This is a genomic window from Martelella sp. NC20, assembly GCF_013459645.1.
Lineage (GTDB): Bacteria > Pseudomonadota > Alphaproteobacteria > Rhizobiales > Rhizobiaceae > Martelella.
In genome coordinates this window covers 4,189,835-4,210,893 of record NZ_CP054861.1, presented here as the reverse complement: position 1 = coordinate 4,210,893, position 21,059 = coordinate 4,189,835, and the positions used below count along the sequence as shown (strand labels likewise).

At 61.3% G+C, this 21,059-nt stretch carries 19 protein-coding genes and 2 pseudogenes; 16 read left to right on the top strand and 5 right to left on the bottom strand.

Going from position 1 to position 21,059, the window contains the following annotated elements; translation table 11 throughout:
* Positions 1–86 precede the first annotated feature (86 nt).
* The 8 genes and pseudogenes from HQ843_RS20160 (at position 87) to HQ843_RS20125 (ending at position 7,986) form a co-directional block, all read left to right on the top strand.
* Entirely contained in the window at positions 87–2,999 is a 2,913-nt protein-coding gene (locus HQ843_RS20160) for a winged helix-turn-helix domain-containing protein (RefSeq protein WP_180901505.1), read from the top strand.
* Between the two features lie 36 nt (positions 3,000–3,035).
* Positions 3,036–3,365 (top strand): ATP-binding cassette domain-containing protein, encoded by a 330-nt coding sequence (locus tag HQ843_RS30095; protein WP_180901506.1) that lies wholly within the window; start codon positions 3,036–3,038, stop codon positions 3,363–3,365.
* On the top strand, positions 3,295–3,666 hold the full coding sequence (locus HQ843_RS29795; RefSeq protein ID WP_180901507.1) for an ATP-binding cassette domain-containing protein: 372 nt from the start codon (positions 3,295–3,297) through the stop codon (positions 3,664–3,666). Before HQ843_RS30095 ends, HQ843_RS29795 begins: the two co-directional genes overlap by 71 nt.
* A 338-nt stretch (positions 3,667–4,004) precedes the next feature.
* On the top strand, positions 4,005–5,057 hold the full coding sequence (locus tag HQ843_RS20145; RefSeq protein ID WP_180901508.1) for an alpha/beta fold hydrolase: 1,053 nt from the start codon (positions 4,005–4,007) through the stop codon (positions 5,055–5,057).
* A 61-nt stretch (positions 5,058–5,118) separates the two neighbouring features.
* Positions 5,119–5,576, top strand: a pseudogene (locus tag HQ843_RS20140) (cytochrome P460 family protein).
* A gap of 23 nt (positions 5,577–5,599) precedes the next feature.
* Positions 5,600–6,493: an SDR family NAD(P)-dependent oxidoreductase gene (locus HQ843_RS20135; protein ID WP_180901509.1), complete on the top strand. Its 894-nt coding sequence runs from the start codon at positions 5,600–5,602 to the stop codon at positions 6,491–6,493.
* Between the two features lie 49 nt (positions 6,494–6,542).
* Positions 6,543–7,298: an alpha/beta fold hydrolase gene (locus HQ843_RS20130; protein WP_180901510.1), complete on the top strand. Its 756-nt coding sequence runs from the start codon at positions 6,543–6,545 to the stop codon at positions 7,296–7,298.
* A gap of 64 nt (positions 7,299–7,362) precedes the next feature.
* Positions 7,363–7,986: a YkgB family protein gene (locus HQ843_RS20125; RefSeq protein WP_246710176.1), complete on the top strand. Its 624-nt coding sequence runs from the start codon at positions 7,363–7,365 to the stop codon at positions 7,984–7,986.
* Positions 7,987–8,266: 280 nt separating this feature from the next.
* Here HQ843_RS20125 and HQ843_RS20120 read toward each other — a convergent pair whose 3' ends face one another.
* From HQ843_RS20120 to HQ843_RS20105, 4 genes are all read right to left on the bottom strand, one after another.
* Positions 8,267–8,539, bottom strand: coding sequence for a creatininase family protein (locus HQ843_RS20120; protein ID WP_371822158.1), 273 nt, complete (start codon positions 8,537–8,539; stop codon positions 8,267–8,269).
* A gap of 91 nt (positions 8,540–8,630) precedes the next feature.
* Positions 8,631–9,769 (bottom strand): IS3 family transposase gene (locus tag HQ843_RS20115; protein ID WP_180901512.1). Its coding sequence is split into 2 segments (ribosomal slippage): positions 8,631–9,511 and positions 9,511–9,769, totalling 1,140 coding nucleotides; the frame shifts between segments, so codons are not numbered across the junction.
* Between the two features lie 383 nt (positions 9,770–10,152).
* The gene (locus tag HQ843_RS20110) at positions 10,153–11,004 is read right to left on the bottom strand and encodes an anti-sigma factor family protein (protein WP_180901513.1); all 852 of its coding nucleotides are present in this window, start codon (positions 11,002–11,004) and stop codon (positions 10,153–10,155) included.
* On the bottom strand, positions 11,001–11,516 hold the full coding sequence (locus HQ843_RS20105; RefSeq protein WP_180901514.1) for an RNA polymerase sigma factor: 516 nt from the start codon (positions 11,514–11,516) through the stop codon (positions 11,001–11,003). The genes HQ843_RS20110 and HQ843_RS20105 overlap by 4 nt, the downstream gene beginning before the upstream one ends.
* Before the next feature lie 193 nt (positions 11,517–11,709).
* On the opposite strand from HQ843_RS20105, the gene HQ843_RS20100 reads away from it, so the two are divergent.
* The 3 genes and pseudogenes from HQ843_RS20100 to HQ843_RS20085 all read left to right on the top strand — a co-directional run.
* A complete protein-coding gene (locus tag HQ843_RS20100; protein WP_180901515.1) occupies positions 11,710–12,111 on the top strand; it encodes a DUF4168 domain-containing protein in 402 nt (133 codons plus the stop codon).
* Between the two features lie 910 nt (positions 12,112–13,021).
* Positions 13,022–13,645, top strand: a complete 624-nt coding sequence (locus HQ843_RS20095; protein ID WP_180901516.1) for a hypothetical protein — start codon at positions 13,022–13,024, stop codon at positions 13,643–13,645.
* Positions 13,646–14,010: 365 nt separating this feature from the next.
* Positions 14,011–14,766: pseudogene (locus tag HQ843_RS20085) on the top strand (DinB/UmuC family translesion DNA polymerase); the annotation flags it as partial.
* Between the two features lie 147 nt (positions 14,767–14,913).
* Here HQ843_RS20085 and HQ843_RS20080 read toward each other — a convergent pair.
* Positions 14,914–15,837, bottom strand: coding sequence for a LysR substrate-binding domain-containing protein (locus tag HQ843_RS20080; RefSeq protein WP_180901517.1), 924 nt, complete (start codon positions 15,835–15,837; stop codon positions 14,914–14,916).
* A gap of 155 nt (positions 15,838–15,992) precedes the next feature.
* Between HQ843_RS20080 and HQ843_RS20075 the strand changes: the two genes are divergently transcribed.
* The 5 genes from HQ843_RS20075 to HQ843_RS20055 all read left to right on the top strand — a co-directional run bounded on the left by HQ843_RS20075 (position 15,993) and on the right by HQ843_RS20055 (position 21,057).
* Positions 15,993–17,600 carry an ABC transporter substrate-binding protein gene (locus HQ843_RS20075; protein ID WP_180903290.1) on the top strand — a complete coding sequence of 536 codons (1,608 nt, stop codon included), beginning with the start codon at positions 15,993–15,995 and terminating at the stop codon, positions 17,598–17,600.
* Positions 17,597–18,700: an NAD(P)/FAD-dependent oxidoreductase gene (locus HQ843_RS20070; protein ID WP_180901518.1), complete on the top strand. Its 1,104-nt coding sequence runs from the start codon at positions 17,597–17,599 to the stop codon at positions 18,698–18,700. Before HQ843_RS20075 ends, HQ843_RS20070 begins: the two co-directional genes overlap by 4 nt.
* 29 nt (positions 18,701–18,729) lie before the next feature.
* Positions 18,730–19,080 (top strand): RidA family protein, encoded by a 351-nt coding sequence (locus tag HQ843_RS20065; protein ID WP_180901519.1) that lies wholly within the window; start codon positions 18,730–18,732, stop codon positions 19,078–19,080.
* Positions 19,081–19,142: 62 nt separating this feature from the next.
* Positions 19,143–20,150 carry an ABC transporter permease subunit gene (locus tag HQ843_RS20060; RefSeq protein WP_180901520.1) on the top strand — a complete coding sequence of 336 codons (1,008 nt, stop codon included), beginning with the start codon at positions 19,143–19,145 and terminating at the stop codon, positions 20,148–20,150.
* Entirely contained in the window at positions 20,143–21,057 is a 915-nt protein-coding gene (locus tag HQ843_RS20055; protein ID WP_180901521.1) for an ABC transporter permease subunit, read from the top strand. The genes HQ843_RS20060 and HQ843_RS20055 overlap by 8 nt, the downstream gene beginning before the upstream one ends.
* Positions 21,058–21,059: the final 2 nt, after the last annotated feature.

Below are 21,059 nucleotides of genomic sequence, written 5' to 3'. Positions count from 1 at the left end.
GTGCGATAATTGCGAGGCGTATCCCGCAATAACAGATCGGAAGGTGCCGCACACATCGATTTGTGCCGAAATCGAAAGGAAACGAGATGTCCCGATGGCAAGACATGTCCGACTCGGCCGACGCGCAATTCGATTTCGGACCGTTCACCTTGCATCCGCGATCCCGGCTGCTGCTCAAGAGTGGCGAACCTGTCACACTGGGTGGACGGTCGTTTGACCTTCTTGCCGCCCTTGTCCAGCGGCCCGGATGCGTGATCTCCAAACGTGACCTGCTCGCGGAGGTTTGGCCGGACATAATCGTCGAGGACGGGAGCCTGCGCTTCCACATGGCCAACCTCCGTCGGACGCTAGGCGACGGGGCGGACGGGGCGCGGTACATCGCGACACAGGTGGGCGTCGGCTATGCATTTGTAGCCGAGGTGACACGCACCTTGCGAGGACAGGTCGCAGCACAGGAAGACGTGGCTCCGCTCGCGGTTTCGGGTCCGGCCGAAGACGCGCAAGGCCGGCTGCCGCCGAGGATCCGGGTGATCGGCCGCGAGAACGATCTGCTGGTGGTCCTCTCGGCAATCGAGAGCCCCGGCTTGCTGACCATCGTCGGGCCCGGTGGAGTGGGCAAAACGACCCTCGTCGTCGAAGCCGGATACCGTATGTCGCTGCAGACCGGCCGCAAACCCTGCTTCGTTGATCTGGCCCAGGTCGAGGATCCTGCCCTGGTGCCGTCGGCGCTCGCCGCCGCGCTCGGAATTCGCGTGCACGGCGATGACCCGCTTTCCGTGTTGATTGCTTCGCTCCGCGGAGATAGCCCCTGCATGTTAGTCGACAACTGCGAGCACCTCGTCACAGACGTTGCCGCAACAGTGGAGCGCATCCGCATTGAAGTGCCGGGTGCTCGCCTTCTTGCCACCAGTCGCGAACCTCTCAGGGTGCATGGCGAAGCCGTGCACTGGCTGGAGTCGCTGGAGTATCCGGCCGAGGCGACGGTGAATTCGACCGAGGAACTTCTGCGTATCGCCGCCGTCCAGCTCTTCGTCGAGCGAGCCCGGTCGGCCAATATAGCGCTAAAGCTCGACACAGAAGAGCTTTGCCTTATCGCCGACATGTGCCGCCGCCTCGAAGGCATGGCGCTGCCCATCGAACTGGCGGCTGTCCGCGTCGCGACCCATGGCGTCCGCGACACGCACCGTCACCTCGGTCAGCACCTGAGTCTGGGGTGGACGGGTCGTCGGACGGCATCGGAACGCCAACAGACGCTCCGTGCAACTCTGGATTGGAGCCACGCGCTGTTGTCGCCCGTCGAAGCACTGGCGCTCGAGCGGCTGTCCGTCTTCGTCGGCCCGTTCTCGTATTCGGGCGCTGCCTGCGTGATCGCCGATGGCGCTATCGACGAACGTACCGCCATCTCGATCCTTGACGCCCTCGTCTTGAAGGGACTCGTCGCAATTTCCCGCGGCTCAGGTATCGCACCGTTTCGTCTGCTTGAAATGACACGCGCCTACGCGGGCGAAAAATTGCGGGCGCGTGGTGACGAGGAGGTCGAGGCGACTGCCAGGCGGCACGCGCTGCATTGTGGGGAGATGCTCGACGGGATACGGCAGACCAGCGCAGGCGGCATCGAGTTCGCCGAAGAGTTGCCAACCCAGTTGGGTAACATCCGGGCCGCACTGGACTGGAGCTTCGGCCCGGCCGGCGATCTGGACATCGCCATTCCACTGACCAAGCATAGCGCTTGCCTGCTGATGCACCAGTCCCTGCTGGTCGAGGCGCGAAAGCGGTGCGAAAGGGCCTTGGACCGGCTGGCGGGCGACTTCGTAGGCAGCACTTACGAGATGGAGCTCAGGGCCATACACGGACTGGCGCTTATGTTCACCTGCGGCAACAGCCCGGCGGCGGAGGTGGCGCTGAGGCGCGCCCTGGAGGTCGCCGCCTCGCTCGGCGAACGCTGGCACGAGCTTCGCATCCTGGGAATGCTGCAGATCTTCCACGAAAGGACCGGCGATTTTCACAGTTCGCTCGCTTGGTCTAGGCGCGCGGTCGAGGTCGCGGAGGGGGTCAACGAACCGGAGGCCCGTGCGGTCGCGGCCTCGCTGGCGGGCGTGTCGCATCACCTGCTCGGCGACCAAGCGCGCGCGCGCCGGGAGCTGGAGTTCGCGTTGGCGCACAGCCAGCCCTTCAATTTCGTCAAGACCGTGCTCTACGGTTTCGACCACCGCAATCGGGCGGGTATCGCTCTGGCCCGGGTGCTATGGTTGCAGGGTCTATCTGAGGAAGCTCGGAAGCTGGCCTGCGAGGTCGAGGCGGAGGCTGCCGCGTTGAACCACCCGGTCACGCACTGCATCGCGTTGATGTGGGCGGCCACGGTTCACATTTGGTCCGGGGACCTTCTAGCGGCCGCCGAGTGCCTGGAGAGATTGCAGGAGCGAGCCGAGGTGAATGGTTTCGGGCCTTATCTGTCGGCGGGTCGGGGCTTGGGCGGGAGCCTGGGCATCCGTCAGGGCAGGCCCCGCGAGGCGGTTCACCGGATCGAGACGAGCCTTTCCGAACTGCAAGCGGCACGCTACGAACTGCTGACGACCTCGCTAGAAATCTCGCTCATCGAGGGCTTGCTTCTAAGTGGGCGGGAGGCAGAAGCGCTGGAGACGGTGCAACGGACCATGCAGCGCTGCGAACGTGACGGCGACGGGTTCGCCCTTCCCGAACTCCTTCGGATCAAGGGGAACATCCTGCGGAAGCTGAACCCGCGGAGCGCGGCCGCCGAAGAGACTTTCCAGGAAGGTCTTGCCTGTGCCCGGCGGAACTCCGCACGGGCATGGGAACTGCGACTGGCCCTTGACCTCGCGCGACTATGGCTGGAAACAGGGCGGAATACGGAAGTTGCCGCACTGTTGCGGCCATTCCGCGGGGATCTGCGACAGGGTACCGACACCACCGATTTAGGGGATCTGGAAATGCTCTGGCAACGGGCCGGCGACGGTCCCGGCAAAGCAGCCGCAGTCTGATCGCAGGCTTCGGGGCACGCCCATCGACGGAATATCATGCCCTCCATCACCCTGTCCGGGCTCGCCTACGCGCCTCCCGGCGGCAAAACACTCTTCGCCGGCCTCGCTCTCGTCTTCAACCGCGAGCGCATAGGTCTTGTCGGCCGCAACGGTGTGGGCAAGTCCAGACTGTTGCCCTTCATCGAGGGCCAGACAACTCCTTCGACAGGCGGCATCACGGTCGATGACACGCTCGGCGCGATGCGGCGAGATCGTCGCCAACCTGTTTGGAACCCGTTGACGCGTTGGCTGTGCTGTGCCGCGCCGCGCCGAGAGGGGCGAGGCCACCGTCGAGGACCTCTGCTTCGCCGACTGGACTCTCGATAATCGCATTGCCGACGGGCTTGGGCGGGTCGGACTTGATATCGGGCCGGACACGACCCTCACCCAACTTTCAGGCGGTCAGCGCACCCAGGCAAGCCTCGCCGCGGCTCTGTTCGAAGAGCCCGATTTCCTGATCCTGGATGAGTCGATCAACCATCTCGACCTCGCCGCGATCACGGCGGTCGAGTCGGCGCTGAAGGCCTACGAGGGCGCCCTGCTCTTCGTCAGCCACGACGAGTTTTTCCCGGAGTCGATCGGCATCATGCACCGGCTCGATCTAACCGATCGGCGCCGCTCGTACTGATCCGGGCGGCGCCTTCGCGCAGGTCAGAGCACCGGCAGCAGCTTGCCCTTGGTGGCCCGACCCTAGATGCGCGAGCGCCATCGGGCAACGTCGCCGACAGGTATACGCCGCCGTCCGCCCAATTCATCTGACTGCACCGCTTTCCGGCGAGCGCCGCATCGCGACGGCTCACGGAGGCTAGCGGCCGATAACGAGCTAAGCCGAGACCTCCGCGGTATTCATAGCTGGCGGCGCCTGCTTCCCTGCTTCTGCCTGGCCGCAGCCGTGACGTTCAATGCAACCTCGTGCGGATCATCCGGACTGCCGGACGACGCGCGCAAGCAAAAGGTGAATCTCGCATGGAAAACTCGTTCCCACAGGAAGCGATCGACCATCCGCGGCGACGGTTCGTCGGCGCCGCCACCCTGATGGCTGCAGCGACCTTTCTCGGCCGAAGCGGTCCCGCAATTGCAGACGACGGGACTTCGCAAGCCCCGTATATGGCCGATGGCCGTAGCTTCGCCAACCTGAAGCGGATCGACGCTGGCGATCTCGACGTGGGATACGCCGAACAAGGTCCGATCGACGGCACGCCGGTCATCCTGCTGCACGGCTGGCCCTACGATATCCACAGCTACGTCGAGGTCGCGCCACTGCTGGCGCGCGACGGGTACCGTGTGATCGTCCCCTACCTGCGCGGTTACGGGACCACGCGCTTCCTGTCGGAGACGGCGTTGCGCAACGGCCAACCCTCCGCCATGGCGCAGGATGTGTTTGCGTTGATGGATGCGCTGGGGATTTCGCAAGCGGTGCTGGGCGGGTTCGATTGGGGCGCGCGAACCGCAGACATCGTCGCGGCGCTCTGGCCGGACAGGGTCAGGGCATTGGTTTCGGTGAGCGGCTACTTGATCGGAAGTCAGGCTTCCGGCGCGATGCCGCTTTCTCCCGAAGCCGAACACGAGTGGTGGTATCAGTTCTACTTTGCCACCGAGCGCGGTCGCGCCGGATATACGGCGAACACCAAGGACTTTGCGCGTCTGATCTGGCAACTCGCCTCGCCGCGATGGACGTTCGACGATGCCACGTTCACGCGTAGCGCGGCTGCGTTTGATAATCCCGACCACGTGGACATCGTGCTCCACAATTACCGCTGGCGGCTCGGGCTGGCGGAAGGTGATCCGAAATTCGACGCGCTCGAAGCGCGGCTCGCAGACCGTCCACTGATCGCGACGCCGACGATCACGCTCGAAGGTGACGCCAATGGCGCACCGCATCCCGAGCCGAATGCCTACGCCAAATTATTCTCGGGAAAGTACGAGCACCGCACGATCACGGGTGGGATCGGACACAACCTGCCGCAGGAGGCCCCCGCGGCCTTCGCGCGGGCTGTGCTCGACGCCGACAGGCTCTGAGAGGAGAAGATCGGTGCGCCCGTCTCATCTCGCATTCTTCGCGGCGATCGTCGGACCGTCGATGCTCGGCCTCGCCATCGCGGCTGCGGACGAGGATGATCTCGCCTCGCCGATCTACGGCGTCACGCTCCCCGGCGACTACCGGAGGTGGGAGCTGATCGCTCCCGCCGAGGAGGCCGCGCCGCTCGACGAGCTTCGCGCTGTTGTCGGGAACGCCGTGGCCGTCGAGGCGTATCGCGCCGGGACGCTGCCTTTCCCGGACGGAACTGTCCTCGTGAAGCTCGCCTGGAAACGCGTCCCGTCGCCCGAGTTTGCTCCGGCCTCCGTTCCCGGACCGGCGACCACCGTGCAGGTCATGGTCAAGGATACCCGGCGCTACCCCGACTCCGGCGGCTGGGGCTTCGGGCGCTTCGTCGATGGAAAGCCGGTCGACAGAGGGCGCAGCACGAGACCTGCTTCGCCTGTCACGAACCCAACGTGAGCGATCACGACTACGTCTTCACCCGGTTCGCCCCCTAGCAACATCGGAAGGGACATCGGAGATGCGAAAAAGTTGGCTCATCACGGGATGCTCCAGCGGCATCGGGCGCGCTCTGTCCGAGACCGTACTGGCCGCAGGTCACGCGCTGGTCGCGACGGCGCGGGATCCCGACCTGCTGGCAGATTTTCCGGCGCGTTACGGTGACGCCGTTCGGGTCGCCGCGCTGGACGTCACCGATCCGGACGCCGCGCAGGCCGCGGTGGCCGCCGCCCGGGACAGCGTCGGCGGGCTCGACGTCCTCGTCAACAATGCCGGCTATGGCAACGTCAATTCGATCGAGGACACATCGCTCGACGAGTTCCGCCGGCAGATCGAAACGAACCTGTTCGGTACGATCATCCTGTGCAAGGCGGCGATCCCGGTCATGCGGGCACAGCGCAGCGGCCACATCATCCAGTTCTCGTCGGTCGGTGGTCGCATCGGCGCGCCTGGCCGCGCGCCTTACTCGGCCGCGAAATGGGGCGTCGAAGGATTTTCCGAAGTGCTCGCGGCCGAGATGGCGCTGATCGGTGTCAAGGTCACGGTGATCGAGCCCGGTGGTTTCCGAACCAACTTTGCCGACGACTCGACCACGCTTGACGAGGGGCGCCCGGAATACGACGCCGTCGTGGGTGCGGCGGCCCGGATGCAGCGAGCCTTCGACGGGCACCAGCCTGGAGACCCGCTGCGGGCCGCGCAGGTCATCCTTCAGGTCCCCGCAATGGACGTGCCGCCGTTCCGCCTGCCTTTGGGCCGGGACGTCTCGGAAGCCCTCGAGACGGCGGATCGCGCGAGGCTGGACGAGGTCCTCCGATGGCGCGAACTGAGCAATTCCACGAACTTCCCGCAGACAGGCGAGGTCGGCGCCTTCCGCGGGCAGGTAAATCCCTCCGACGACACCTTACCCTCACGCTAACGGCCGCGGCCAGTGAGGCCGTAGGCATCTATATGAAAGGAATCTCGAAATGAACAAGTTCATCGCAGGTCTCGCGCTTGCCACGCTGATCTCTACCACGTCCGTCGCATCGGCGCAGACTCCCGAGCCAACCGTTGTCCTCGTCCACGGCGCGTTCGCCGACGGGTCGAGCTGGTCGAAGGTGATCCCGCTTCTGCGCAAGAGGGGCCTTGGCGTGGTCGCGGTGCAGAACCCGCTTTCCTCGCTTGAGGCTGATGTCGACGCTACACGCCGGGCCATCGACCAGATTGACGGGCCAGTCGTCCTGGTCGGTCACAGCTGGGCAGGCGTGGTGATTACTGAGGCTGGTAACGACCTCAAGGTCAAATCGCTCGTCTACGTGGCGGCCTTTGCGCCGGACTCCGGCCAGTCGATCACCAGCATGACTGCCGATCTGCCGCCCGCCCCCTACGCACCGTTTCTGCGCAAGGACGAGGGCGGCTATCTGACCCTGTCGGAGGAGGGGGTGCGCAAGAACTTCGCCCAGGACCTCCCGGCGGCGGAGGCCGAACTGGTAGCGATCACGCAAGGTCCGTGGAATGCCAACTGCATAGACGCGAAGGTGACGCACGCGGCATGGCATGACAAACCGGTCCGCACGGTGATCACCGAGGACGATCGCATGATCCCGCCCGCGCTGCAGGAACAGATGGCCAGCGTGGCCCATGCCGACGTCGTCAGGGTTCCGTCCAGCCACGTCGTGATGTTGAGCCATCCAGAGGTCGTCGCCGATGCGATCATCGCGTCCGCAATGGCTCTTGAGTGAACCGTCACCCCAAAGCACGGGGGCGCAAACTGCGCCTCCACAGTCTGGAACTGGAGCATTGGAAATGCCTGCAGATGAATGGATGAGAGAGGCGGCCGAACCGCGGAGCCGCAGCCTTGCCGGAACAGCCGATCCGGCAGGCGGCACCCCCTCGGCCGCGTGGACACGCAGGTTCTCGAACCTGCGTGTCGCCGAGCGATCAACCGGATCCTACGAGCCGCTGGCGCTGCTGCGTTGGGCACTCGTCGTCGTCTTCCTGTGGTTTGGCGGCATGAAGTTCACGGGTTACGAGGCAAACGGCATCGCGCCGTTTATCCAGCACAGCCCGATCCTAAGTTGGCTCAACGCACTCCTGGGCGTACAGGGCGCGAGCTACGTCATCGGCGTCCTGGAACTGTCAACCGCTGCGGCGTTGATCGTGGGCGCGTTCAGTCCATTCGCCTCGGTGATCGGCGCTGCGATGTCATGCGTGACATACGTCATTACCCTTTTGTTTCTCCTCAGCACACCCGGCGTCGCCGAGCCGGCAGCGGGCGGCTTCCCGGCAATCTCCGCTCCTGTCGGACAGTTCCTGCTCAAGGATCTAGAGTTTGTCAGGGAAAAATGGAATCCGGTTTTCCCGAAAAGACAAACGAAAACAAATAAATCTAGAGTCTGTCTGGTTCGATTTGAACCTGGCAGACTCTAGTGCTGCTCGCCGCATCGCTCGTTCTCTTGCTTGCGTCCATGCGGGACTCCTCCGCCAGCAGTTTGTAACCGAACGGTAAGTCAGCCAGTTCGCCTCGGTTGCGCGATTTCGGCCTGGCACATCCGGCATTTGCTCGGGGCGCCAGGTCATTTGTATTGATGTATTGACTGCCGACGGGCGATCGCCTGCCATCAAGCGATTCCAATAGACCCTGGTCGCAGTCAGGGAATGATTTGTCTGGCCTTTTTCGGTTGGGCCGTAGATTCCGGTATGGCCGGATTCATCCGGCTCGCTTGAGGCTGAGGGCTAGATCTGCGAGCGCGTCGACGACGAGGGAGGTGATCGCTGCACCCCGCTCGACGGACGCGAGTGCCGGGTCGCCATCAACGCCGCTCCCGCCGGTCCGGTCGCACATCGATGCATACAGCGTTGCCCGCTCCGCCGTCAGCAGGTCGCCCGTCGCCCAGGGAAACATCGCCTGGCCAGTTTCTTCACGCGGGGGTATGGCTCGCACCGTGTCGGGAAATAGATGGAGCATGAGCGATGTCTCCAGATCTCCGGCATGAGAATCCCTGTCGGCGTCAGAGCTGGCTCGGTTTGTCTGAACAGTTTCGAGCGTTTCGTTAAGTGGATTTCCGCCTCGATTATGCCGCCACCATCATTGGTGCCAGCGCGTTGAAGTAAGCCTGATCCGGCGTCTGCCGGTCAAGGGATGAATGTGGGCGTCTGGTGTTGTAAAAGTTCAGATATCGGCCAATGCCGATGCGGGCCTCAGACACGGTTTTGTAGGCGTGGAGGTAGACCTCCTCATATTTGATCGACCGCCAGAGCCGCTCGACGAAGACGTTGTCGCGCCATGCGCCCTTGCCGTCCATCGAGATGGCGATCTCAGCTTTCTTCAGCACCGCCGTGAAGTCCACCGAGGTAAACTGCGAGCCCTGATCCGTGTTGAAGATGTCGGGCTTGCCATAGCGGGCGAGCGCTTCCTCGACCGCTTCGATGCAGAAGGCCGCTTCCATCGTGATCGACAGCCGCCACGACAGAACCCTCCGGCTGAACCAGTCGACGACGGCGCAGAGATAGACGAATCCCCGTGCCATGGGGATGTAGGTCAGGTCCATCGCCCAGACCTGGTTGGGTCTGGTGACCGCCAGCTTGCGCAGAAGATAGGGGTAGATTTTGTGCCCAGGCGCTGGTTTCGAGGTGTTCGGGCGGCGATAGATCGCCTCGATGTCCATCTTCTTCATCAGCGTGGCGACGTGCAGCCGCCCAGCTTCCAGCCCTTCTCCTTTCAAGAGCCCTTGCAACATCCGACTTCCCGCGAACGGGTAGTCGAGATGCAGTTCATCGATCCGCCGCATCAGGGCAAGGTCGCCATCAGGCACCGGACGTGGAGAATAGTAGACGCTGCCACGGCTGAAGCCGAGAAGCTTCGCCTGGCGCACCACGGATAGCTTGTGCTCGCGATCGATCATTTCTTGTCCCCCAGCAATCCCGCCTTGCCGAGCGCACCGGATAAAAAATCGTTCTCCAGTGTCAGCTCCCCGATTTTAGCGTGCAGCGTTTTGACGTCGATGGTCGGACCCGCCGGTTCCGCCTTCGCTTCATCACCGAAAACACCCGTCGCTCCCTCAAGGAGCTGGTCTTTCCACTGCTTGATCTGGTTGGCGTGCACATCAAACTGCTGGGACAACTCCACCAGCGTCTGTTCGCCTCGGATGGCGGCGAGCGCCACCTTTGCCTTGAAAGCCGGGCTATGGTTTCGGCGCGGTCGTCTCGTCATGGTATCTCCTGTTCCCGGCATCTAAGCCGAAGTCAGGCAGAAATTCCACTTATCCCCGCTGTCCAGATTTCCTGAGCCACCTCTAATCATGCAGGGGACCTTGCGACAGATTTTCCCAAGGATTCCTGGCTTCAATAGTCGCTTCACGGTCGACAATGACCGCTCTTGCGCGAATGCCGGAGCGACCTGACAATCCGTTTTCGACCCCTTTGTTATCAACCATGCGGGAGAAGCTTGTGTTTGGTTGCTAGAAATTTCAGGTAGATGAATATCATAACGACGGGGTTGACAGTTCACATCCCTTCAAGACCTAGACAGCAACATTCTGGCGGGTGCCATCCAGACATTACGACGTCGTTGCGGCGCCTATCCGGATAGCCCGTCTAGTTTTCCAACGTGGGTGCCACGAAATCAGAAGATGCGGGGCTCAGGGGGGTGTCAACCGAGGCGGCGATGGTTGATTCCGGCTTTGTAAAGTGCAGCCCTTTGATTGAGGCCTCCACCGTATTTACGATGCGATCCGCATCAAGATCCTCAGCATCGGTCGTCAAGGCGATCGTCATGGGGCCGACGCTCATGAAGTGCGCTGTGGTGTCGCCACTTTTGTTGACCTCTGTCCGGCTTCTGACCATGTCCTGCGAAGGCTGCATGAAGATCTTCAGGGTTTTCCCGTTCGCACTGCGATAGGTCAGACGAACGACGCCCTCCTGCGAAGGTGTTGGTTCTTCTCGTGATACGAGGCGGTACCCTTCAGATGAGAGATCGGGCGTGGGAAATGCGAGCCAGAGCCGATTTTCTAGCGGGCCCGCCTGAGCCGTTCCCGTCGATACCGGATGCGGGGAGATGGAATTTTCCGATAACGTGACAGCATTCATGAACGAGGAAGGTAGCGACGCTCGATGAGGCCGGAATTCATCATAGAAGTAGCCGAGCAGACCTGCGCCAGCCACTGCGACAGCCAGTGAGGCCGCCCTAGCAAGATTTGCGCCGGTGCGGACTTGCCTGTTCCAGACTGCTGCACGCAGCCGGGCGGGTACCGGCTCCACCTTATGGTTGAGGCAAACCTGGCGGAGAAGATCGTTCTGCCGGCGCACCTCCTCGACGAATTCCCGTGCCGATGGATTGGAATTCAGGAAGGACTCCACGGCGGCCTTCCGTTCAGGGTCGTCATCAAGCAACCCGTCAGCGAATGCCAGGAGATCGAGTTCCTGTATCCTGTCTGATCTGGAATTCATTTCACGCGCCTCAGCAAGGTCGTTTTCGGGGATCGGGAACGGTTTTCGCGCAAGGCGGCCCGCCCTCTGGAAAGCCTTGATCGTACTGTGCCAACAGGCACATCCAACAACTCGGCAACCTCGTCATAGGCCATTCCATCAAGAGCGACGAGGAGTATGATTACACGCTGGTCGGCAGGGAGGCGGTCGAGCGCCGCTGCTATGCTGATGCATTCAACCCGATCCTCCTGATCAGGCAACTGCACCGCGACCCTGTCGATCGCTTCCTGATCATAAGACGAAGAGCCGGGTTTCTGCGTTCGGACGCGATCAATATAGGTCCGGTAGAGAATCCGAAACAGCCAGGATCGCAAACGTCCCTTGCGCCCCCACAGGCGCCACTTCCTCAGAGCGCGTTCCAGGGTATCCTGAACGAGATCGTCGGCTTCGTCCTGATCCCGGGTCAATGCGAAAGCATATCGCCGCAGATGCGGTATCTGTCTCTCGATCATCCACCGCAGGTCATCGCTCATATTTCTCATCCCGACATTCAGTCACTACAGCTACTGACGGGTCCGGACAGAAAAAAGTTCCCAAAAAAAGCCAAAAAGAGAATGGAACCAATCATCGCCTGCCTTCGTCTGTTGTGTTGCCATGATGGCAAATCAGTCAACCCGCGACGACATGCTGCCTGGTATCATTGTTGCAAATTGAAAGAAGGACGACATGACCTACCCATTCCAGAGAAAACTCGCCGCATCCATGATCGCCGTTGCCGCATTCTCGATGTCTTCCACGGCCGTCTTTGCACAGCAAACCCAGGCGCCAGCCCCGGCGCCTTCCGGCTCGCAGGGCTCGCCCGCAATCGATCAGGGTGCGATTGACAGCTTCGCCGCGGCATCGATTGAAATCCAGCAAATCCTGGCCAAATGGGAGCCTCGGATCAGCAGCGCGCAAAGCGAGGCCCAGGTCCAGGAAATCAGGGAAAACCAGGAGGAAGAGCTCGTGGCGGCTCTGCAGGCCAATGACCTTGATGTCAGCGCTTATAACAGGATCTTTCAGGCGGCCAACAATGATCCTGCGCTCGCCCAGAGAATTCAGCAGCGGCAGCAACGGTTGCTGCAATAGCAACTGCCCCTTTTCAGAATATGAGGAACCCTATCCGGCCGTGACATGGGAAACACTCCGCGGCCGGAACAAAGCAGAAGGAGGAACTGAACAATGCGAAAATTGCTCACGCTGGCCTTTTCCGGGCTGATGCTCATGGGACTTGCCGCATGCGGCGACGACAATGCAGGCGACAACGCAAACAGTAACCCTGATATGCCGGCTCCGGCAGAACCGGGCATGGCTCCGGCTGATCCCGGCGGGGGTGCAACGCCGCCGAGCCCGGGTGGCGGAACGGAACAGGGCTCCGGTTCAGGCCAGTTCTGAAATAGTCTTGACAATAGCCGAGACGGAACCGGTCTCCCCCGGTTTCGTCCTGTAACCTATCAACTTCAGCGGGTCGGTTCAGGTGCTATCGCCGGGAAACGGCGATCCGGAGCGAACGGAACTCACAGATCAATGGCTACCATATTCCCGAACTGCCGAGATGCGGGCCAAACAGGGCAAGGGCGCAATGTATAGAACTGCTATGTGTTCAATTTTCGGTTTTGCTTTTCTGGGATTGACCGCCTGCAACGGCAATCAAGCGAATCCGACAAATGCTTCCTACTCTTACACGGGCTTTGACAGCAGTGCGCCCGTCAAGGTGGACCCTGAAGCAAGGGGCAGCCCGTTCTGATCTTCACATGTCTCACGTGGCTCCCGGTGGAATGATTTCCGCTCCAGACCGGCAATTTTTGACACAAGCGTGGATCGCGATTGTGGTCAGCCTTACCTGGCTTGTGGGATGTCGGTCCTGATCCATATGCGCATCGGCTTTCATCCGACTACGAGCTGAAGGTTCGGATCCGGCTCGGCCCCGCCTCCCGATCAAGGGAGAGGTCTCTGACCGCCAACACATGCATTCCATCGTTCGAAAGGAGAATAATAGATGAGCAGGGTTTCCACAGCGATCGTTTCCGCGGGCGTTTTGTTTGCGGGTGCGAGCTTCGCCGAGGACTACAGATGCGCCAACTTCGCGAATGACGTCCACGAGCAAACGAGCGGGCAGGATGGCGGTGAGACGAGCCCTGGTTATCAATTTGCGGTATCGCAGGGCATCGTTGATGGCATATTTGCAGCCAGCCAGAGAACGCCACTGGCAGGTCCGCAGGACCAGACGCGGGGTCAGTTCAGACGCGCCGTTGCAGACCGGTGTTCCGGTCATCCGGACGAGACCGTCGAAGACGCTGCGCTCACAGTCTCGGGGTTGCTTCCTGACGCCACCGAGTATCGGTCTCTGTCACCACGTGATTTCAATCTTGCCAAGAGCGCCATCGTCGGAACGAAGGTGTCGCTATCCGGAGATCTCTTGGTAAGTAGCAGCACTGCGACCCTTTACAGCGAGAAGATGAATACCAACTCGATCAATATCGACATCGCCCAGCTCGCCCGCGCCGACCGGGAATACCTTTTGGAGAACTGCACCGGACTTTGTCGGATCACCATAAATGGCACAGTGTCAAAGATAAGTTTCAGCGAGGGGCTTAAGGCTGAAAGTATTGAGCACGAATGAGTGTGGAACGTAATTTCTGCTGGCTGAGAGCAGCGGTATCTTCCAACCTACGACGGCTTCTGGATTGGCATCAGAGGAAAGGGTCCAGTCGCGGCATGACGAGATTGAGCAGTTCGTCGTCCTCGATCCGGCTTGGCACTCCGTAGTCGCCTTCGCTGACATCGAGCAGGATCATGTAGTCGGCTTCAAGTCCCTTGGCGCGGTGGAACGACAGACTCGAAACATCGATATAGCCGGCAATTTTGACGACACCGTAGGAAGTCGATCTCTAGCTCACCGGGACGTGGGCCGATGTGAAAGATCTTCAGCGGCCGCTGCCTGGCGACATGCTGGTCCTGGTAGATCCTCCTGAAAACCCAGAAGACGAATATCTTGACATCACGGAAAACAAGCAAGGTATCGCGATCGCAACCGAGATCGCGACCATCATTCGGGCCCGTATCAAAGAGGTGACCGGCCTGAACGCCTCGGCCGGGATCTCATACTGCAAATTCCTCGCAAAGATGGCGAGCGACCTCAACAAGCCGAACGGCCAGGCCGTGATCACGCCGAAGATGGGGCCGGCGTTTGTGGCAGATCTCACCGTCAAGAAGTTCCATGGTGTCGGGCCGGCAACCGCCGAAAAGATGCGGCGGCTCGGGATCGTGACTGGCGCTGATCTGCGCGAGAAGTCGCTCACGTTCCTGCGTGACAATTTTGGCAAGTCGGGAGGTTGGTACTACCGAATCTCACGCGGGATCGATGAGCGGCCAGTTCAACCCGATCGGCCCCGTAAATCGATCGGGGCGGAAGATACCTTTGCTGCCGATATTTTCGACCTTGGGGCGGCGAAGGCTGAGTTGATCCCGCTTGCAGGGAAGGTCTGGCGCCATGCGGAGAACAAGCGGATCAGCGGGCGAACCGTTACGCTGACGGTGAAATATTCAGACTTCCAGCAGATCACGCGGAGCCGGACGGTTGGTCGCAATATGCGCAGCGCAGATGAGATTGGCGAGGTAGCCGGTGCTATGCTGACCGAGCTGTTTCCGGTGCAGAAAGGAATTCGGTTGCTTGGGGTGACACTCTCCTCTTTGGGCGAAAGCTCAGAGTGGGTAGGGGACGCTCAAATGCGTTTGATATGAGTGGGCCAGCTGCTGCCGTTTTGCGTATATCGAGCCAACTGCGTGTTGAAAGCCCAAACTGAAACCGCAGCTAATATTGCCGGTCGCACTTCTTCGGTCTGTATTTGGTTTGATTCAGCACCATTTCGATATGCACGACGAAGACGATCAAACCTCTGTCACGGATTTTACATCGGAGTGGTCCACGTCGTAGCGCTGCAGTTCCCGGCGGAGGACCTCGACGATCCGCTCCGTTGCGAGTGACGGCGGGCGCAAAGCCGGCAACATGATCCAGACGCTCATCGTCGTCAGCGGCACGATGGGGCGACGGATCAGCTTGTCTTCCGAGTATCCAAGGCCGACGAAGGGCGGGACGATCGAAACGCCGGCGCCGCCGGCGACGAAATCGCAGACGGTTTCCGACATTGGCACCTCGACAATGGCGCGTTTCTGGACGCCGCGAAGCTGAAACGCCCTGTCGATCGTCATGATCGAGCAATCGTCCCGCATCAGGCCGATGAAGGGCTCGTTCTTGAGGTCCTCGACGCGAATCAGACGCTGAGCCGCAAGCCTGTGGTTTGCCGGCAGAACGCAGACCATGGCGAAGCGCATCACCAACTCGGAGCGGACATTCGTATGTTCGAACGGCTGGACCGAGAGACCGATATCGATCTGCTGGCCTTCAACGAGTTCGGCGACCCGCGGACTGGGCTGGCTCGAAATTGCAATATGCATCTTGTTCTGGCCTGCCATCATCGGACCCAGCGCCAGAGCGAGAAAGCGCGCGGACAGCGCCGGTGGCGCGGCAATCGTTACTTCGCCCCACTCCCTGTCGCGCACCGCATGGGCGAGCTTCTGGATCCGGTCGGTACCCGAGAAAAGCCGCGAAACCTCCGAGGCCAGCAATTGTGCATCCGAGGTCGGAAGCATGCGTCCGCCGCTGCGCGTGAACAGCCGGAACCCGCAGCTTTCGCCAAAGGCCTTCAGCAGCTTGCTGACGGCAGGCTGCGAAATCCCCAGTCGCTCGCCCGCGAGCGTGACGGATCCTGTTTCCATCACGGCATGGAATGCCTCGAGCTGACGGATGTTCATGAAGCCTTCCCCGATAAACATGAGTTTTGGTTATATTGGTCGGATAATTACTGATTTGACAATCATACTGGCTTTGCTCTCTCTTACAATAATCAAAAAAAGAGCAGCCGGGAAAACGGCATGTCGGTTTTCAAGCCAAGCGAGAAGGGAACGAAATGAGTAAGCTGAAATATCTTTGCGGAGCCGCGATGCTGATGATGGCGCCGGCCGCCCATGCCGGCGTTCTGACCGTGTGCATCGAAGGCGCTCCGGAAACCTTCAACCCGGAACTGACGAGCAACGGAACGACGGCCTATGTGCTGGGCCAGATCTATGACGGCCTTGTCTCAGTCGAGCGAGGCGGGTCGGAAATCGAGCCGGCGCTGGCCGAGAACTGGGACATTTCGGAGGATGGCAAGACCTACACATTTCATCTGCGCCATGATGTCACCTGGCAGTCGAACGACAGCTTCACGCCGACGCGCCCGATGAATGCCGATGATGTGGTGTTTACCTTCGATCGCATGATGAACGAAGACAATCCGTATCATGGCGTTTCCGGCGGCACTTACGTGACCTTCAATGCGAAGCTCGCCGACAATATCGATACGATCGAGAAGATTGACGACTACACCGTCGCTTTCAAGCTGAAGCAGCCATTGGCCGCCTTTCTCGGCACCATGGCGCATGGTTCGATCGTGATTACTTCGGCGGAATATGCCGATGCCATGATGGAGGCGGGAACGCCGGAGCAGTATGATCTCGATCCGATCGGAACTGGCCCCTTTGAACTTCAGGCCTACCAGACGGATGCGGTGGTGCGCCTGTTGCCGTTCGCCGACACCTGGGGTGCCGTGATCGGTGACGATGAGCGCACGCCTATGGTCGATGCCGTTGTCATGGCGATCTCGGCCGATGCCACTGTGCGCCTGCAGCGGGCGGAAGCGAATGAATGCCTGATCAGTCTTTACCCCAACCTTGCGGATCGCACGGAAATCGAGGACGCGGAGAATCTCGATGCCGTGCAGACGCCGGTGGCCTCGACGGGGATGCTGCATTTCAACTTCCGCGATGACCGGCTGAACAAGCAGAAGGTTCGTCAGGCACTTGCCGAGGCCATCGACATGGATAATCTTGTCGACGTGGTCTACAGCGGCATGGGTCATGCGACCGGGGCTGTCGTGCCGCCGGCGATGTGGGGATCCGCCGAGGACATCGCACCGTGGCCCTATGATCCGGAAGATGCGAAGAAGCTGCTTGCTGATGCCGGATATCCGGATGGTTTCGAGGTCGATCTCTGGGCTGTGCCGGTGTCGCGTCCCTACATGCCGAATGGCCGTCGCGCCGCGGAAATGATCCAGGCCGACTGGGCCGACATCGGGGTCAAGGCGAACATCGTCACCTATGAATGGGCTGAATACATCCAGCGCGCGCGCAATGGTGAAGCGCAGGTGGGCATGTTCGGGGGCATCTATGACTTCCCCGATCCGAGCCAGATCCCCAACAACTATCTGACCTGCAACGCCGAGGGAACGCCTGCGCCGTCGAATATCGGCGCCTGGTGCGATGATGACTTCAACGCCGTCATGCAGGAAGCCGGCTCGATCTCCGACCAGGATGAGCGCATCAAGCTTTATCATCAGATGCAGCAGATTGTGCATGATGAGGTGCCGGTCGTCGTTCTCGGCGGTGCTGACACGATCACGGCGGTGAACAAGAAAGTGCATGGCTACGTTCCGGCGATCTTCGGCTCTTCCCGTCTTTCCGGAGTAACCGTGGAATGAAGGTAACAGTCATTGGCGCCGGTATTCTCGGCGCCAGCACCGCCTACCATCTGGCTCTTGCCGGCCATGACGTCACCATCGTCGATCAGGAACACCAGGGCAAGGCGACGCTTGCAGGCGCGGGCATCGTCTGCCCCTGGGCCACCAAGGCGGATGAACCCGAGTGGTACAAGATGTACGCCGCGGGAGCCCGCTACTACGAAGAACTTGTTTCCGGGCTTGCGGAGAGAGGCGAGACCGATGTCGGCTATCGCAGGGTCGGCGCGCTGGTGACGGCTGAAGATCCCGCCGAATATGACGCCGCCGGCGAGCGGCTTGCGCGGCGCACGGCCGATGCACCGGAATCCGGCGGCTTTGAAGAGATCACGCCGGCTCAGGCGCAGACGCATTTTCCGCCGATCAACAAGGCGTTCAAGGCTTTCTATGTTCCGGGCGGTGCGCGTGTGAATGCCCGGCAACTGGCCCCGGCAATGGTGCGGGCGGCCATCAAGCTCGGCGCCACCTATGTCAGCGATCTGGCGACGCTGAAACTTGAGGAAAGCCGGGCGCTGGTGCTTGACGGGCGTGGCCAGTCCATTCCTTCGGATCAGATCATCGTCACGGCGGGTGCCTGGGCATCGCAGATCCTCGCCCCGCTCGGGCTCATCCATCCGGTGAAGCCGCAGCGGGGCCAGATCCTGCATTTTGGCATGAAGGGCGCGGACACGTCGCGCTGGTCGGTGCTGCTGCCGATGGCGAGCCACTACCTGCTCGCCTTCGATGACAGCCGGGTTGTGGTCGGCGCCACGCGCGAGGATGGCAAGGGCTTCGACTATCGCACCACCTGCGAGGGTCAGCACGAGGTTCTGACCGCTGCGCTGCGTTATGCTCCGGGCCTCGCCGATGCGACCCTCATCGAAACACGGATCGGCTTCCGCCCGGCGCCGCCGGAATTCCGTCCGATCCTTGGCCCGGTTCCCGGTATCGAGGGACTCGTCCTCGGCAATGGCCTCGGGGCTGCCGGTCTGACGATCGGTCCCTATGCCGGCCGCCAACTGGCCCGCATCGCTACGGGGGAGGCGGCGGAGGTGCCGCTTGAGCCCTACCATCCCGCCGCCTGAGGGGCGGCGGCAACTTCCAAGGAAAGACAATGATCAAACGCTTGAATTCCCGTCCCCACCTGCATGGCGGGGTCGTCCATAATGGTGTGCTCTACGCGTCCGGCCACGCGGCCACCGATCTGAGCCTCGACATGAAGGGGCAGACCGCAGAGATCTGCGCAAAGCTCGACGCGCTGCTGGCGCAAGTGGGCAGCGACAAGTCCCGGCTGCTGCACGCCCGCGTCTATCTCTCCGACATGTCGGGCAAGGCCGCGATGACCGAAGCCTGGACGGAGTGGCTGAACGAAGCCGACCTGCCGTCGCGCGCGGCAATCGGCGGCGCTGATCTGGGCGACCCGCGTCGTCTTGTCGAGATCGTGATCACGGCGGCAGCCGACTGACCGCATGGCATCTGGCCGGGTGGCGGGGTATCCGCCATCCGGCTCTTTGAAAGGATCGTCTCTTGCTGCGCTATCTCGTTGGAAAGCTTCTGGTGCTGATACCGACCTTTTTCGGAATCACCATCGTCGCCTTCGGCTTTGTCCGGGTGCTGCCCGGCGATCCGATCATGCTGATGGCGGGCGAGCGCGGGATGACGCCGGAACGTCACGCCGAGCTGATGAGGCAATTCGGTTTTGATCGACCCATATGGCAGCAATATCTCTCGTATCTGAACGATCTTTTTCACGGAAACCTCGGCACTTCGCTCGTGACGCACCGGCCCGTAGCCGGAGATTTCCTGGTCTTCTTTCCCGCTACAGTGGAACTTGGTCTCTCTGCCATGTTTCTTGCGATCGTCATCGGCCTGCCGCTCGGTGTTTTTGCCGCCGTTAAGCGCGGAAGCTGGTTTGAGCAGATTTCCATGACCACCGCCCTGATTGGTTATTCGATGCCGATCTTCTGGTGGGGACTTCTGATGATCATCTTCTTCTCCGGCACGCTTGGCTGGACGCCGGTTTCCGGCCGGATCGGACTTGAATACTACTTTCCGCAGCGGACCGGGTTCATGCTGATCGACAGCCTGCTTTCTGGCCAGCCCGGAGCCTTTCGTTCGGCGGTTTCGCATCTGATACTGCCAACGATTGTGCTCGCCACGATCCCGATGGCGGTGATTGCCCGTCAGTCACGTTCGGCGATGCTTGAGGTTCTGAGCGAAGACTATGTGCGCACCGCCCGCGCCAAGGGCTTGGGACCGGCGCTGATTGTCGGCCGTCATGCCCTGCGCAACGCGCTGATCCCTGTGGTCACCGTCATCGGTCTTCAGGTCGGGTCACTGATGGCGGGCGCAATCCTGACCGAAACCATCTTCTCATGGCCCGGTATCGGCAAGTGGATCGTCGATTCCATCTCCAAGCGGGACTACCCGGTGGTCCAGGGCGGACTGCTGGTCATCGCAGTCGTGGTCATGGTCGTGAACCTGATTGTCGATCTTCTCTATGCCGTCATCAACCCAAGGATCCGTCATGGCTGAACCGCTCGCACCGATCAGGTCGGATACGTCCGAAGCAGGCACCGGCCGGGCCGCATTCAGGGCCTTCTGGCGTGATTTTCGTCGCAATCGCGGCGCTTTGATCGGCCTCGTCGTCATCGTTGTCCTGATTGTGCTTGCGCTCCTGGCGCCGGTGCTTGCGCCCTATGATCCGACCCATCAGTTTCGCGACAGCCGGCTCCTGCCGCCGTTCTGGGAGACCGGCGGGCAGCTTGCATTCCCGCTCGGCACGGATGCCGTCGGTCGCGACATGCTTTCGCGGCTGATCTTCGGCGCCCGCTATTCGCTGCTGATCGGCGCCATGGTGGTGACCATCGCGCTTGTTGGCGGCATCGCAATCGGGCTCGTGTCCGGCTATTTCGGCGGCTGGATCGACAATACCATCATGCGGATGATGGATATCATCCTCGCCTTTCCGTCTCTGCTGCTCGCGCTTGTTCTGGTCGCTATCCTGGGGCCGGGGCTCACCAATGCGATGATCGCCATCGCGCTGGTCCTGCAGCCGCATTTCGCCCGGCTTGCCCGCGCGAGCGTAATCAACGAAAAGACGCGGGAATATGTGGTCGCTGACCGGATTGCGGGGGCATCCGCCCTCCGGCTGATGTTCGCAACCATCCTGCCCAATTGCCTGGCGCCGCTGATCGTCCAGGCGACTTTATCCTTCTCCACCGCCATCCTCGATGCCGCCGCCCTTGGCTTTCTTGGCCTCGGTGCGCAGCCGCCGACGCCTGAATGGGGCACCATGCTGGCCGAGGCCCGCGAGTTCATCCTGCGGGCATGGTGGGTGGTCACCTTTCCCGGCATTGCGATCCTGGTCACCGTCGTTTCGATCAATCTGTGTGGCGATGGCTTGCGCGACGCGCTCGATCCGCGCCTGAAGAGGAGCTGAGC